Below are 14,338 nucleotides of genomic sequence, written 5' to 3' on the forward strand. Positions count from 1 at the left end.
TTTCCTCTCATCAAATTAGCGAGTCCATAAAGCGAGCAGCTTGGCTTTTATGGTGGGTAAGAAGGCTTTTGCTGTTGAATACAGCGCATCGCCTGCAATCAAACCGCCTGCAAAGGTTGATATTTTGTCGGAGCTAACATGAAAGAAGCGCTCAATGATTATCCGCACGGCTAACGCGACGAGGACTGTCCAGCCCGCGATGGGGTAGTTGATCATCAAGCCTGTGGAAAATAGAACGCCAATTTGGTGTTTTGCACCGCCAATTAATTGGATCACTGCACCAGGGATAGCCCACAGGAGCAGCATCATGGCGACATCAGACGAGCTTCCCGCTTGAATAGTGGCAGCGTATAAACGAGAGGCAGGGACAATTTTGTCTTGTTGAAAATAGAAATCATAAGTGAGCGCAACCACAATCAATGCGCAGGTAAAACCAATAATGGAGGCAAAGTATTGTTGTTTACGGCCAAAACGTTCCGCACTTTGGTTTTTGCCATACCCGCGGATCATAAAGCCCGTTTTTAGGTCGAACCCCATATCGGCAAAGGCGGGGCCTGTGGCGACACAAAAACCGACAAGCACAGCAAGCGCCTCTGGCGGAAAGCCAAGTAAAATACCAATCATGAGTGAGATAAGTGCAGCTGCGGTGGCGGGAAACCAGCCAGAGTGCATGGCGGCCATGCCGACTATCATTTCTTGAATTAAGGCAGCTAGCGTGGCAAAAATCAGAAAGCCAATTAACTGAGGTAATGTCATAGTGACAAATATTTGGCTAATGAATGTTAGTGCTAATGCCGTTAAGAAATAAAAGATGGCACCTTTCATTAACGTTGACTTAATGCGGCGGCTACTTTGAGCGAGTTCTTCGCTTTCTTCTTGTATTGGGTCGTCATTTTTTTTCTGACGAAAAACAATCGCACCAATTTGAATTAACGCAACAATGCCTGCACCAATCATCACCCCATGAGGGACATAGTTTTCATATAAATTATAAGTAATTAAGCCTGACTCAGAAAACCCTCGAATGAGTAAACCAATTGCAAACATGAATAAGGCAAAGATACTGCCAATTAGGGCAATCCCCGCAGATGCCATCGGGATGCCGAATCCTGCACCAACTGCACCCGCAGTAAATCCAGCAAGTAATGCGCCTAGCCGTTTTCCACCTTTATTCCCTGCCCATAGTGTTTCTGCCGTAGCAACACCCGCTGGCCATGATGCACTTGCTGGGTAAGCTTTAGTATTAAATAGACCGTATAACATTGTGCCATCAATGATAATGGCAAAAAAAGCCCCTGCCATCATAGGGTAAATCAGTTCTGGAAGGCCGAGTACCCAAGGTACACCGATAGCAACCATCAGGCCATTAGCGGCGGCGAAGGTGGCAGCAGAAATACTGGTTTGAATTAAATTTTGTGCATCTATAAACTTAAATGAAGCAAATATACCAATAGGTAACCGAGATAATAAAATAGCTAATACGGCACCTATAATGGATGTATTTGCAGATATTCCGAGTGTGACAATAATTTGAATGCCAATAATGGCACCCACAAAAGATAATATAACAATAGCAATTAATATTGCTGGTGAGAAAATAGATACACGTACCTCAGTATCATTTTTATCATGAGATAGATTCATAGAGTTACCTATTTTAATTAATTATTATTTAATTTTTATAATTTATATTTCCATATTTAGAATATGGCGGATAACTTACTGGCTGTAGATTTTAATAATGGGTAATATTCAGTTAAATTTTTACTTTGGCTTGATGCAGCAATGCAAAGTGAACCTAAAACGCCTTTTTCAAATGAAAAAATGGGAACGGATAATCCTTGTGTGCCCACTAAATAAGCTTCTTTGGAATAAGCGTAGCCTTCATCAGAATACAGTTTTAATTGTTTCTTCAATGTTTCATTGTCTTGTAAATCATGTTTTTCAAGATACTCATCAATATAGGAGACATCCATCGAGCTGAGAATAATTTGGGTAAAAGGTGCTTCATGCAATGATAATGCTTCACCTTCTTTTGAAGTAAAACGAATAAGGTGCTCACTTTCTAAAATAAAATTGCAAATAGCAATGTCATTATAACGACGATAGATAAAAATAGTCTCATGGGTTTTATCCGCAAGGGGACGTAAGTAGTCATTTGCTAATTGCGAAAATTGTCGTGTGTTATTCGCAAGGTGACCAATTTCAATACAGCGCAAACCTAATAAATACTCTTTATTTTTATTTTTTTGGAGAAAGCCTTGTTCTTCTAAAATATTAAAGCCACGTTGGACAACAGAAGGGCTCTTATCAATATGGCGTGCGAGTTCTCGCACTCCCCATATTGGTTTGCTAATTGAGAAATAATCAAGCAGAGCGAGGACAAAACCCGCAGATTGTAGTCGATTATTCATAAATTTCCCCTATGCGTTAACGTGAGAATGCGATTTTATTGTTATCTCTATCGTTCCTTCTTGAGGAACAGTGTTCCTATATCTAGTAAAGATATAATTAGATTAAATGACTGGTGAAGTAAATGGATTGTTGCTGCAGTGTTAATTGGATCACTTAATTAATCAGTTTTTTATATTTGAATTTTTAATGTCTATTCTAATGAATTGAATTTTAATGATTTTATTTTTTTTAGTGTGTTCCTACTAGCGACACAATCCAAACGAGAGAATACTTTCATTGAGCTAAATAAATAGTGTGGTTTTCCTTCACTCTTATTTTTTGGTTATTTTCAGGGAGCCTTTATATTTTTTGTGTAAACGTTTACACTAAGTCGAGGTTGATCACAGAAGCGGGCAATGACTCATTGTTATACTCCGCAGTAATGGCAAGTTTAAAGATTAAAAAACGTGTAGAGGTGAAAAATGCAACTGACTGAAGTGTTGGTCACAGGTGGGTTAGGGTATATCGGCAGCCATACTTGTATTCAACTAATAAAAGCAGGGTTTTCACCTGTTATCGTTGATAATTTGTATAACGCAAAGCGGGAAGTCCTTAATCGCATTGAAAAGTTAACGGGGGTTCGACCTGTATTTTACCCATGTGATGTTCGTGACGAGCAAGCACTCAATGAGATCTTTGCCTCCCACCAATTTTATTCAGTGATCCATTTTGCAGGGTTAAAAGCAGTCGGTGAGTCAGTCGAAAAACCGATTGAATATTATGATGTTAACCTCAATGGAACCTTAGTATTAGTGCGCTGCATGCAAAAAGTGAACGTAAAGCGTTTGATTTTTAGTTCTTCCGCAACAGTATACGGACAGCCTCATACATTACCTATTACTGAAGATTTCCCGACAGGGAATACTCAGAGCCCCTATGGCACAAGTAAATACATGGTTGAACGTTGTCTTAGGGATCTCTATCAAGCAGATAACACTTGGTCGATATCGGTGTTGCGCTATTTTAACCCCGTTGGCGCACACTCTTCAGGATTACTTGGTGAAGACCCTCAGGGTATCCCAAATAACTTAACACCTTATATTACACAGGTCGCTGTTGGAAAAAGGGAAAAACTGGCTATTTATGGAAACGATTACCCAACCATTGATGGAACAGGGGTTCGTGATTATATCCATGTGATGGATTTGGCGGATGGACATGTCGCTGCATTACAGGGGGTCGGCCATAAAGCGGGGCTGCACACCTATAATTTAGGATCGGGTTGCGGTGTCAGTGTGCTGCAAGTATTGCAGGCTTTTGAAAAAGCCGTAGGAAAACCCATCCCTTATGTGTTTGAACCACGTCGTGCGGGGGATATTGCCGAATATTGGTCAACCCCTGAAAAAGCGTATCGCGAACTTGGTTGGAAAACGTGCCGTACCATTGATGATATGGCGGTAGATAGCTGGCGTTGGCAATCAAATAATCCCAATGGTTACGGTGAATAGGAGAGTAATTGGATGAACACAATGAAATTTAACCCCTCAGACTGCCCTCATCGCCGTTATAACCCACTCACTGGGCAATGGGTGTTAGTTTCCCCTCACAGAGCTAAACGCCCTTGGAGTGGTAGGGATGAAAAGCCTGCGGTAGAAAACTTACCCCATTATGATGCTGATTGTTTTCTTTGCCCAACCAATACACGGGTTTCAGGGGAAGTGAACCCTAACTATCAAGGAACGTATGTTTTTCAAAATGACCATGGTGCTTTATTGGCAGATGCCTGCGCGCAACCGAAAAACCAGTCTGAATTATTTCAAACTCAATCAGTGAGCGGCGTTAGCCGAGTGATCTGTTTTTCGCCAGATCACAGTAAAACCTTACCTGAACTTTCATTGTCTGAAATTGGCGGCGTGATAGACACATGGCAGCAGCAGATTAGTGAACTAAGTAAGTGTTATACATGGGTTCAGGTATTTGAAAACAAAGGTGAAATTATGGGGTGTTCACAGCCACATCCCCATGGGCAAATTTGGGCGAGTGACTTTTTGCCTAATGAAATTGAGCGTAAAAATCATTTTTTATCTGAATATTATCAACGCAATGGCACTAACTTACTGATGGATTATGTTAACGCAGAGCGACTGGATGGCTCTCGCATAGTGGTTGAAACTGAGCACTGGGTAGCACTGGTGCCATATTGGGCTGCTTGGCCATTTGAAACCTTATTATTGCCAAAACAACACATTAAACGCATGGATGAGATGAGCGATGCCATTCGTTTGGACTTGAGTGTTGCGCTGAAAAAACTGACCTGTCGTTACGACAACCTATTTGAATGTTCTTTTCCTTATTCAATGGGATGGCACTTCGCCCCTTATTTTAAAGAACCTAAAAACATTGAACATTGGCAGTTACATGCGCTGTTCTACCCGCCATTACTGCGTTCTGCAACCGTGAAAAAATTTATGGTGGGCTATGAAATGCTGGCAGAAACACAGCGTGATTTAACCCCTGAGCAGGCGGCTCAACGACTAAGAGATGTGAGTGAACAGCACTATAAACAGTGCTAATCCTACAGAAACACACCTAATTAATATTTGTTTGGTTTTTATTTTCCGAGCAAATCAATTTTATGATTAAGGAACACGATAATGGAATTACTAAAACAGACGGTTGCTAGTTCGTTTGAAAAAACATTTGGTTACCCCGCTAATATCTATGTTCAAGCGCCTGGACGGGTCAATTTAATTGGTGAACATACCGATTATAACGACGGCTTTGTTTTACCTTGTGCCATTGATTACCAAACCATGACAGCGGCATCAAAACGCGGAGATCGTGTTATTCGTGTTGTTGCTGCAGATTATGATAATGACAGTGATGAATTCAGCTTAGACGACGAAATTACATTTTTACCTGAAAAAATGTGGGCGAACTATATTCGTGGTGTGATTAAGTTCTTATTAGAACGCGGTTTTTCATTTAATGGTTGTGATATAGCAGTTAGTGGAAATGTTCCTCAAGGCGCAGGTTTGAGCTCTTCGGCCTCATTAGAAGTGGTGATAGGTCAGACTCTTAAGAGTTTGTATCAATTAGATATTAGCCAACAAGAGATTGCGCTTAATGGTCAACAGGCGGAAAACCAATTTGTTGGCTGTAATTGCGGCATTATGGACCAGCTTATTTCTGCGTGTGGGGACGAAGGGCACGCCTTATTGATTGATTGCCGTAGCTTAGAACTGTTCCCTATTTCCATCCCTGATGATTTAGTTGTGATGATAATCAACTCAAATAAACAACGAGGGCTGGTTGGGAGTGAGTACAACACGCGTCGCCAGCAATGTGAGGAAGCCGCGAAAACCTTTGGCGTTAAAGCGTTGCGTGACGTGAGTTATGAAGACTTTTTACAGAAACAACACTTGTTGTCCCCCCTTGTTGCTCAGCGTGCAAAGCATGTCATTAGCGAAAATGAGCGCACATTATCAGCGGCCAAAGCACTGACAGAAAATGATTTATTGTTACTTGGCCAGTTAATGGAACAATCGCATATTTCTATGCGTGATGATTTTGAAATCACAGTTAAAGAAATTGATACGTTAGTGGACATCGTGAAATCGGTTCTAGGCTCTCAAGGTGGTGTCCGCATGACGGGGGGCGGTTTTGGCGGCTGTGTGGTCGCACTAATGCAACAGCAGTTTGTTCAGCCTGTCATCAATGCGGTTGAAGCTCAATATGCGAATAAAACAGGTTTACATGCGGATATTTATGTGTGCCAACCAAGCCAAGGTGCAGGCGTTATATAATTCAGGGCAAAGGATTGTTTATGCAAGAGAGAGACTCCGTTTCATCTGAACCCACGGTGGTAACCTTAACCAATCGACGAGGAATGACAATTATCCTGACAAACCTAGGTGCGAGCTGGTTAAGTTGTATTTTACCCCTCGCAAATGGGCAACGTGATGTTGTTTTAGGCTCCCCTAATATGACCAAACAAAAGGAGCAGGAGGTATATTTAGGGGCAACGGTTGGTAGAGTGGCAAACCGCATTAAAAATGCACAATTTTCAGTTAATGGAATACAGTACAACGTGACAAATAACCAAGGTGTTCATTGCTTGCATGGTGGAAAAGATAATTTCAGTTATCGAATATGGAATATTTCCCAGCAAAATGCACATCAAGTCACTTTTTCGCTAATTTCACCTGATGGCGACCAAGGCTTTCCTGGGGAGCTAAAGGTTGAGGTGAATTATGCATTAACGGAAGAAAACCAAGTGGTTATTCGTTATCAACACCAAACAACACAGATATGCCCAGTCAACCTAACAAACCATACGTATTTTAATCTTGCAGGGGAAGGGGCGGGAGAAACCGTATTAGGCCATGAGTTAGAAATCCAGAGCGGCTATTACCTACCGACTGATTTAGACGGTATTCCGACGGGAGAATGGAAAAACGTAGCGAATACACATTTTGACTTTCGCTGTGTAAAAACAATTGGCCGCGACTTTTTACAAGATGCAGACCAAAAAGCGGCTCGAGGTTACGACCACACATTTATTCTTGATGATACATTGAATAATGCTCGGCAACCCATTGCATCACTGCGTTCTCCTAACGGGGATGTACAAATGAATGTTTTAACGACAATGCCATCAATGCAATTATATACAGGAAATTATTTAATCTCAGTTGCAGGAAAGACAGGGGAATATGCCCCCTATTCAGGCGTCGCATTTGAAACGCAATTTCCCCCTAATGCAGTAAACCACCCTGAGTGGGGGGCGCAGTTTAGCCCGATTTCACAGCCCGAACAGATTTACATCAGTGAAACGTGCTACCAATTTATTTTCTAAACTTATTGTTTTGCATGTTCAACACCGCGATTTGGCGGTGTTTTCTTTTGATTTAAACAATTTTATTATGCGTAATGCCATTGTTTTTAATCCTAGCACATTGTTTAATAAGCCATCCTAATTGTAGAGGTGCACGATGGCGACAATCAAAGATGTAGCGAAAGAAGCAGGCGTTTCCGTTGCAACTGTTTCACGGGTGATAAATAAGTCACCAAAGGCGAGCCTAGCCTCGATTGAATCCGTAAAAAAAGCCATGAATAAACTTGGCTACCGCCCAAATGCTGCTGCACGTGCCCTTGTTAATCAGAGCTCAAATACTATTGGCGTACTAGTCAACGATGTTTCAGACCCTTTCTTTGGCGTCATGGTCAAAGCTGTTGATGCAGTAGCTCACAAAAATGGTAAACATATTTTAATTTGTAATGGTTACCACAATGCGAAAGAAGAACGGCAATCAATAGAGTTGCTGATCAATAACCGATGTGATGCGTTGATTATCCATTCTAAAGCGCTGTCTGATGATGAACTGATTGAATATGCGAAAGAAGTTCCCAGTATGGTACTGATAAATCGCCATATTGAAGCAATCGGTAATCGCTGTATTTCACTGAATAATTACAAAGGTGCGTATTTAGCGACGGAACATCTTATTCGCCATGGCCATACGAAAATTGCTTACATTTCGTCAAACCATCAAATTGAGGATGCGGTACAGCGTCTGTTAGGCTACCGTGATGCCTTAAAAAACAACGGGATAACGCTTTCGGATAGCTATATTGAATATGGGGTGCCTTATGGTGAAGGTGGTGAACAAGCGATGACAAATTTGCTTACCAAATCTTTGGCGATAACGGCGGTTGTAGGCTACAACGATTTTATGGCAGCAGGTGCTATTGCTGTACTTGATGAAAATGAAATTAATGCCCCTGACCAAGTTTCTGTGATTGGGTTTGATGATGTATTAATCGCACGTTATATTCATCCTCGTTTAACCACTATTCGCTATCCGATTCAAATGATGGCAGAAAAAGCCACGCAATTGGCACTCTCTTTAGCTCGAGGTGAAACTATCGCTGGCGATAATTTAATCTATTCTCCCACTTTAGTTCAACGAAACTCTGTTCGTCCACTGCATTCTTAATCGTTCTATCTCAATAAAAACCACAAAGCATAATGTCAAATGATAACGTTTACATTTTGTTTTTGAGGTTTGTCACGTATTTAACATGTATTCTTATTTTTTTAGTCAAAATCTTGCTTTTACTTATTTTTAATACGTTGAATTTGCATTGTTAGTGCAATTTCTGTGGGATTAATAGGCATAAGTAAAAAAATGGTGAAAATATGTGATTCAAGTAACGGAGTTATTTTGTGGTAACGTTTACACTTGCTTCGTTATCACTTGGCGAAGGAAATTTATTATGCAGACAGAAGGTGTTGGATTAAGCACTTTAGACTACGGGATATTTATCTTGTATGTGCTAATCATTATTACCGTCGGGCTTTGGGTATCTCGAGATAAAAATGGGCAAAAAAAAGGAACAAAAGACTACTTCTTAGCAGGAAAAACACTGCCTTGGTGGGCAATCGGTTCATCTTTAATTGCAGCAAATATCTCCGCAGAACAGTTTATTGGTATGTCAGGCTCCGGCTTTTCTATCGGACTAGCCATTGCTTCTTATGAGTGGATGGCCGCATTGACGCTAATTATCGTTGCTAAGTATTTTATGCCTGTATTTATAGATAAAGGCATATTCACCATTCCTGAGTTTGTTGAAAAACGCTTTAATAAAACATTAAAAACGATCTTAGCTGTATTTTGGCTGGCTTTATTTATCTTTGTTAACTTAACCTCAGTACTCTATCTAGGTGCATTGGCATTACAAACCATCCTTGGTATTCCAATGCATTACGCTATTTTTGGTTTAGCACTGTTTGCTGTTATTTACTCCCTTTATGGTGGTTTATCGGCAGTTGCATGGACCGATGTTGTGCAAGTTTTCTTCCTAATCCTCGGTGGCTTCTTAACCACGATTATGGCTGTGAATTATATTGGTGGCGATGCGGGTTTGTTTGCAGGTATGAGCAGAATGGCGAGCGAGGCTCCAGCTCACTTTGAGATGATATTGAGCCAAGATAACCCGCAATTCAGTAACTTACCTGGTATCGCAGTACTGATTGGTGGCCTATGGGTTGCAAACTTATATTATTGGGGCTTTAACCAGTACATTATTCAGCGTGCATTGGCCGCTAAATCCATTGGCGAGGCACAAAAAGGTCTAGTGTTTGCGGCATTCTTAAAACTCATTGTCCCTATTCTTGTTGTCGTCCCTGGGATTGCTGCATTTGTGATTGTCTCTGACCCTGCATTACTGGCTGGCTTAGGGACAATGGCTTCTGAACATATGCCAACCTTGGCGCAAGCTGATAAAGCCTATCCATGGTTAACTCAGTTCTTACCTGTTGGTGCGAAAGGTGTCGTGTTTGCTGCATTGGCCGCTGCGATTGTTTCTTCTTTAGCCTCCATGTTGAACTCTGTGGCAACCATTTTCACTATGGATATTTATAAAGAATATATTGCTCCAGCAACTACCGATCATAAATTAGTGAATGTTGGGCGGGTTAGTGCAGTTATTGCGTTAATTATTGCTTGCTTTATTGCGCCACTGCTGGGGAATATTGGCCAAGCATTCCAGTATATTCAAGAATATACTGGCTTAGTGAGCCCTGGTATTTTAGCGGTATTCCTGCTTGGTCTGTTCTGGAAAAAAACCAATGCGAAAGGTGCTATTATCGGTGTGCTGCTTTCCATTCCATTTGCATTATTTTTAAAGTTAATGCCACTTGGAATGCCATTCCTCGACCAAATGATGTACACCTTCTTCTTCACTGCGATAGTGATTGGCTTAATTAGCCTGACAACAGCAAAAGAGGATGATAGCAATGGTGCGATTATCTTGACGTCTGAAACGTTTAAAACATCAACAGGGTTCAATATTGCGTCCTATGCAATTATGGTTATCTTGTGTGTGTTGTATGCTTTGTTTTGGTAATCAGCAAGTGTGTTGATATAAATAAAATGACAAAACCCACAAAAGTGGGTTTTGTCATTTATTGCTAGATTTTATTTTGGGTCAGATATCAGCTTACTTCGATAACGATTTTTCCAAATGCCCCTTGATTGAGTAGTGCCAGTGCCTCTGGCAGTTGGTCAAAGCGGAATAATTTATCGATTACTGGTTTTAACTTGACTGAGTCGACAGCCCTGACAAAATCTTCAAGTGCTCGGCGATGACCAACACCAATTCCTTGAATCGTGGGTGTCCATCATACCAATCATAGCTGTTTCAATATGAGGTATAACAATATCACTTTTAGTGAACTTAGATGCAAAGCGGTAACATATTTCAGAGTATGCGTTTATTGATAGGGTTGATTTATATAGACGATCGTATAGATGAGCTCAGTGAGAGCTTTTTGCTGAAACCGTGGCGTTGATAAATAATTAATCATAGATGTTGAATTTTAAAAAAATTCAACTGTCTAACGTAGATTGCATACCGCAAAGATGAAGTGTTGATAAATATCATGTACACCAAAAATTTATTTTCTATAAAGTTGCTCCATCCTAAATATGCTATGACATGGTTAGGAATTGTATTTTTATTTTTATTGGTTAAATTTCCTTATAAATGGCAAGTTAAGCTTGGTGCTTTTTTGGGCGAAAACTCGAAGTATTTTATTAGAAGAAGAGTTTCAATTATAAAAAGAAATTTAGAGTTATGTTTCCCAAATAAAAGTACCAAAGAGATAGATGACCTCGTTACTGAAAACTTAAGGTCGTTAGGTATTGCATTATTTGAAACAGGGATTGCGTGGTTTTGGAGTGATAATAAAATAAAAAAATTATTTCAAGTCAAAGGAATGTCTAATTATCAAGATGTTATTAGCAAAAATAAAGGGGTCATCATAGTTGGCGTTCACTTTATGTCTTTAGAGCTGGGCGGTAGGATAATGGGGCTTTGTTTTCCTGTTAATGCGATGTATAGGCCACATAACAATAAAGCGATGGAGTATATTCAAACAAAAGGACGATGCCGATCAGGAAAAGGGATGATAAACCGAAAAAACTTACGATTCATGGTACAAGAATTGAAGAGCGGTAAAGCCATCTGGTTTGCACCAGACCAAGATTTTGGTAGAAAAGGGACTGTATTTGCCCCATTTTTTTCAGTTAAAAATACGTCTACCTCAAAAGGCACATCAACGCTTGCTCAACTGTCTCAATCACCAACACTGACGGTGACATTGTTACGTAATAGTAATGGTATTAATTATGATTTAGTACTAGGAAAAGAAATTATTAATTATCCGACTAATGATGCTTTACAAGACGCCACTATTATTAATTCCATATTAGAAAAGGAAATAATAAAAGCACCTGAACAGTATTTATGGGCTCATAGACGATTTAAAACTAGGCCAGATGGAGAGGCTTCCTTATATATTTAGCGACAATAAAATATGCGTGTTTTTCTGATTATAGGGCTAATAAGGGTCTTTAAGACAAGAAGTGCAAGCAAGAGAATACTAAAAAAATAAATATTCTAGGCAATGTTATTGTTGTAATTAAAAAACGTTTTATCAAACTATTTCTACAATAGCGCCTCTCGAGTCGTTATGTTTTGCATGTGGTACTGATACACAAAGCAATCAGGTCCCCAGCCATAGATAGCTGGGGAGCTGATAAAAGCGATAATATTTCTAAGCAGCCTCAATCATGTACAATCGTCATACACATAGATCTCTTGGTGTTTTTATAATCAATTTTATTATTTTTACTGTTCTATGAATAGAAAAGAGGACTATTATTTTAGCTTTAGCTGCCCAAACCTACCTGATTTTATGAGATAATCTTTTCCAAATCTATTTTGTATATATTATCGGCAGTTAGCGTAAAAATAATCAACACTAACTCAGCCCTACCCGCGCTTTCCGATAATAACTGATAAGAAAAGAGAATCTATCGACATGGCTAAATCACCCGCGAAAAAACCAACCAAAGGCTTTGAAGAAACCCTTTTGGGATACCGCTAATCAACTGCGTGGTAGCGTTGAATCCTCCGAGTATAAGCACGTGGTGCTTAGTTTGGTGTTATGGGTTGTCTTCCCTTTCAGTCATGTTAGGAGAAAACATTATAGGAGAGCCAGTTGGTTGTGATCTGGCTCAAATGCCGCATTTGCTTATTGCGGGCGTGACGTGCTCAGGCAAGTCAATGTTAATGCATTCCTTGGTAATGAGCATTTTATACAGAAACTCGCCAGATAAAGTTCGCTTTGTGATGTTTGATACAAGCCAGCTTGAACTCAGTTTATATAACGATATACCCCACTTATTATTTCCATCCGCTTCTGATTCCGTTGAATCAATAAAGCCATTAACGTTTTTGGTTAATGAATCAAGGCGTAGACAAAAATTATTTGGAGCATTAAATCAACGTAATTTGAGTGGATACAATAAGGTCATATCAAGTGCGAAAGAGTTAGGTAGGCCTATACCTGATCCCTTCTGGCGCCCTAATGAGAATGATAGTGAGCATCCTTATTTAGGCTATGAGCCTGAAATTATTGTTTGTGTCGATGATTACGTCCAACTCATTGGCGAGTATAAACAAATAGGGGAAATGTTGGTTCTATTGAGCCAGCAAGGTCACGCGGTTGGTATTCATCTCATTCTGACGACTCGCAGCCCTTTATCCACCAGTATCGGTTCACAGCTTCGAATTAATATCCCTACGCGTATTGCTCTTTCTATGTCGTCTAGGGCTGACTCTAATTTAATCCTTGACCAGTATGGTGCAGAATCACTATTTGGTTTGGGGGATATGCTATTCGCATCACCGAGTTTATCTGAGCCTACAAGAATTCAAGGTGCTTATGTGAGTGACTTAGATATTAGGAATACAGTCGATTATTGCAAACGATGGGGAAGCGCGAGTTATCTTCATCTTTATAACGATGTCCAGAATACAAGTATGCTAAACGAAGAACTTGACCCATTATTTGATCAAGCAACTCAGTATGTTGTAGAAAAACAGCGCGTTTCTATTTCAGGGATCCAGCGGCAGTTCCGAATCGGTTACAACAGAGCCGCAATGATTGTAGAGCAGTTAGAATTACAAGGTATAGTCAGTGAACAAGGCTACAATGGTCATCGTGAGGTATTAGCTCCACCGTATGAGTAACCACGAATATCCCCAAATGAAGAAGCTGATGGCATAACACTCAAAAACTGCACACAGTATTTACCAGTTACTTGGCGTTCTTGGCCTACACTTTGATGCGAGTTGGGGCGGTATTCACGGTGGTATCACGATTCCATGCGGTATTAATCAGCTACCACTTGTGTATGCGCTTTATGATGTACTTGAAAAGGGCAAGCCACATTCATTCGATGGCCGTATTGTTGAACCTGATGAAGACGGAGACATTGTTCTATACACGACTTATCGTAAGCATGATTTACCCCAGAACATTCAATATGAGCGATTCAAGCTTTACCCTGAATTCTTGAAGGAAGTGGGCGGGGAAAAGGTAGAATTAACACCAGGAGAGCCTTGTGATACTCCCCGCGGCCACTGGGTTGATGTTCGTGTAAACATGCCATCAAACTCTATCTACAATCAAAAGTAAGCTGAAGCTGAGAGACTCGCTAAGCTAGAAGCAGAGCGATTAGCGCAAGAAGAAGCTAAACGTGCAGCAGAGGAAGCGCAAAGGGCAGCGCAGGAAACTATTATTGATGAAAATGATACAGCGCTGCAGCAGTAAATAAAAAAGCCCACCGAAGCGGGCTTTTAGTGAACTTAATAATCCGCGTACGATTTGCGTTTCATTTGTAGTCCTATTTGTGTCAGTGCGTAGTCCAACTAATTTTGCTAACTTCCTGTTTTTAAACCTGTTGTCCTATCACGCTGGCGGGAGTTGAATCTGAGTCCATAATTTTTTAATTTATTGATTGTGAAAGAATATTTTGAGTGAACTTCAATCATGTGCACTAGATGTGCACATGGAGGTCATGGTGTAGTT

At 40.3% G+C, this 14,338-nt stretch carries 11 protein-coding genes and 2 pseudogenes; 10 read left to right on the forward strand and 3 right to left on the reverse strand.

The window, feature by feature from the left end:
• Positions 1–15: 15 nt before the first annotated feature.
• Positions 16–1,644: an OPT/YSL family transporter gene (locus PR808_RS09105; RefSeq protein WP_206082602.1), complete on the reverse strand. Its 1,629-nt coding sequence runs from the start codon at positions 1,642–1,644 to the stop codon at positions 16–18.
• A gap of 56 nt (positions 1,645–1,700) precedes the next feature.
• Entirely contained in the window at positions 1,701–2,414 is a 714-nt protein-coding gene (locus PR808_RS09110; RefSeq protein ID WP_206082601.1) for an IclR family transcriptional regulator, read from the reverse strand.
• Positions 2,415–2,876: 462 nt separating this feature from the next.
• Between PR808_RS09110 and galE the strand changes: the two genes are divergently transcribed.
• The 6 genes from galE to PR808_RS09140 all read left to right on the forward strand — a co-directional run bounded on the left by galE (position 2,877) and on the right by PR808_RS09140 (position 10,305).
• Positions 2,877–3,902, forward strand: a complete 1,026-nt coding sequence (gene galE / locus PR808_RS09115; RefSeq protein ID WP_272539152.1) for a UDP-glucose 4-epimerase GalE — start codon at positions 2,877–2,879, stop codon at positions 3,900–3,902.
• Positions 3,903–3,914: 12 nt separating this feature from the next.
• Positions 3,915–4,967, forward strand: coding sequence for a UDP-glucose--hexose-1-phosphate uridylyltransferase (locus PR808_RS09120; protein ID WP_272539153.1), 1,053 nt, complete (start codon positions 3,915–3,917; stop codon positions 4,965–4,967).
• 81 nt (positions 4,968–5,048) lie between these two features.
• Positions 5,049–6,200 carry a galactokinase gene (galK, locus tag PR808_RS09125; RefSeq protein ID WP_272539154.1) on the forward strand — a complete coding sequence of 384 codons (1,152 nt, stop codon included), beginning with the start codon at positions 5,049–5,051 and terminating at the stop codon, positions 6,198–6,200.
• 20 nt (positions 6,201–6,220) lie between these two features.
• Positions 6,221–7,252 (forward strand): galactose-1-epimerase, encoded by a 1,032-nt coding sequence (galM, locus tag PR808_RS09130; RefSeq protein ID WP_272539155.1) that lies wholly within the window; start codon positions 6,221–6,223, stop codon positions 7,250–7,252.
• A 136-nt stretch (positions 7,253–7,388) separates the two neighbouring features.
• A complete protein-coding gene (locus tag PR808_RS09135; protein WP_206082596.1) occupies positions 7,389–8,393 on the forward strand; it encodes a substrate-binding domain-containing protein in 1,005 nt (334 codons plus the stop codon).
• Positions 8,394–8,673: 280 nt separating this feature from the next.
• Entirely contained in the window at positions 8,674–10,305 is a 1,632-nt protein-coding gene (locus tag PR808_RS09140) for a sodium/sugar symporter (RefSeq protein ID WP_272539156.1), read from the forward strand.
• An 88-nt stretch (positions 10,306–10,393) separates the two neighbouring features.
• Here PR808_RS09140 and PR808_RS09145 read toward each other — a convergent pair.
• A pseudogene (locus PR808_RS09145) lies at positions 10,394–10,576 on the reverse strand (zinc-binding dehydrogenase); the annotation flags it as partial.
• Between the two features lie 264 nt (positions 10,577–10,840).
• On the opposite strand from PR808_RS09145, the gene lpxL reads away from it, so the two are divergent.
• From lpxL to PR808_RS09160, 4 genes and pseudogenes are all read left to right on the forward strand, one after another.
• Positions 10,841–11,764 (forward strand): LpxL/LpxP family Kdo(2)-lipid IV(A) lauroyl/palmitoleoyl acyltransferase, encoded by a 924-nt coding sequence (lpxL, locus tag PR808_RS09150; protein WP_206082594.1) that lies wholly within the window; start codon positions 10,841–10,843, stop codon positions 11,762–11,764.
• Between the two features lie 519 nt (positions 11,765–12,283).
• Positions 12,284–12,407 (forward strand): annotated as a pseudogene (locus tag PR808_RS20690) (type I restriction-modification system subunit M N-terminal domain-containing protein); the annotation flags it as partial.
• On the forward strand, positions 12,358–13,497 hold the full coding sequence (locus tag PR808_RS09155) for an FtsK/SpoIIIE domain-containing protein (RefSeq protein ID WP_272539157.1): 1,140 nt from the start codon (positions 12,358–12,360) through the stop codon (positions 13,495–13,497). The pseudogene PR808_RS20690 and the gene PR808_RS09155, both read left to right, overlap by 50 nt.
• Positions 13,498–13,555: 58 nt before the next feature.
• Positions 13,556–13,945, forward strand: coding sequence for a phage tail fiber protein (locus PR808_RS09160; protein WP_442960058.1), 390 nt, complete (start codon positions 13,556–13,558; stop codon positions 13,943–13,945).
• Positions 13,946–14,338 lie beyond the last annotated feature (393 nt).

The sequence above is a fragment of the Providencia sp. PROV197 genome (assembly GCF_028479625.1).
Classification (GTDB): Bacteria; Pseudomonadota; Gammaproteobacteria; order Enterobacterales; family Enterobacteriaceae; genus Providencia; species Providencia vermicola.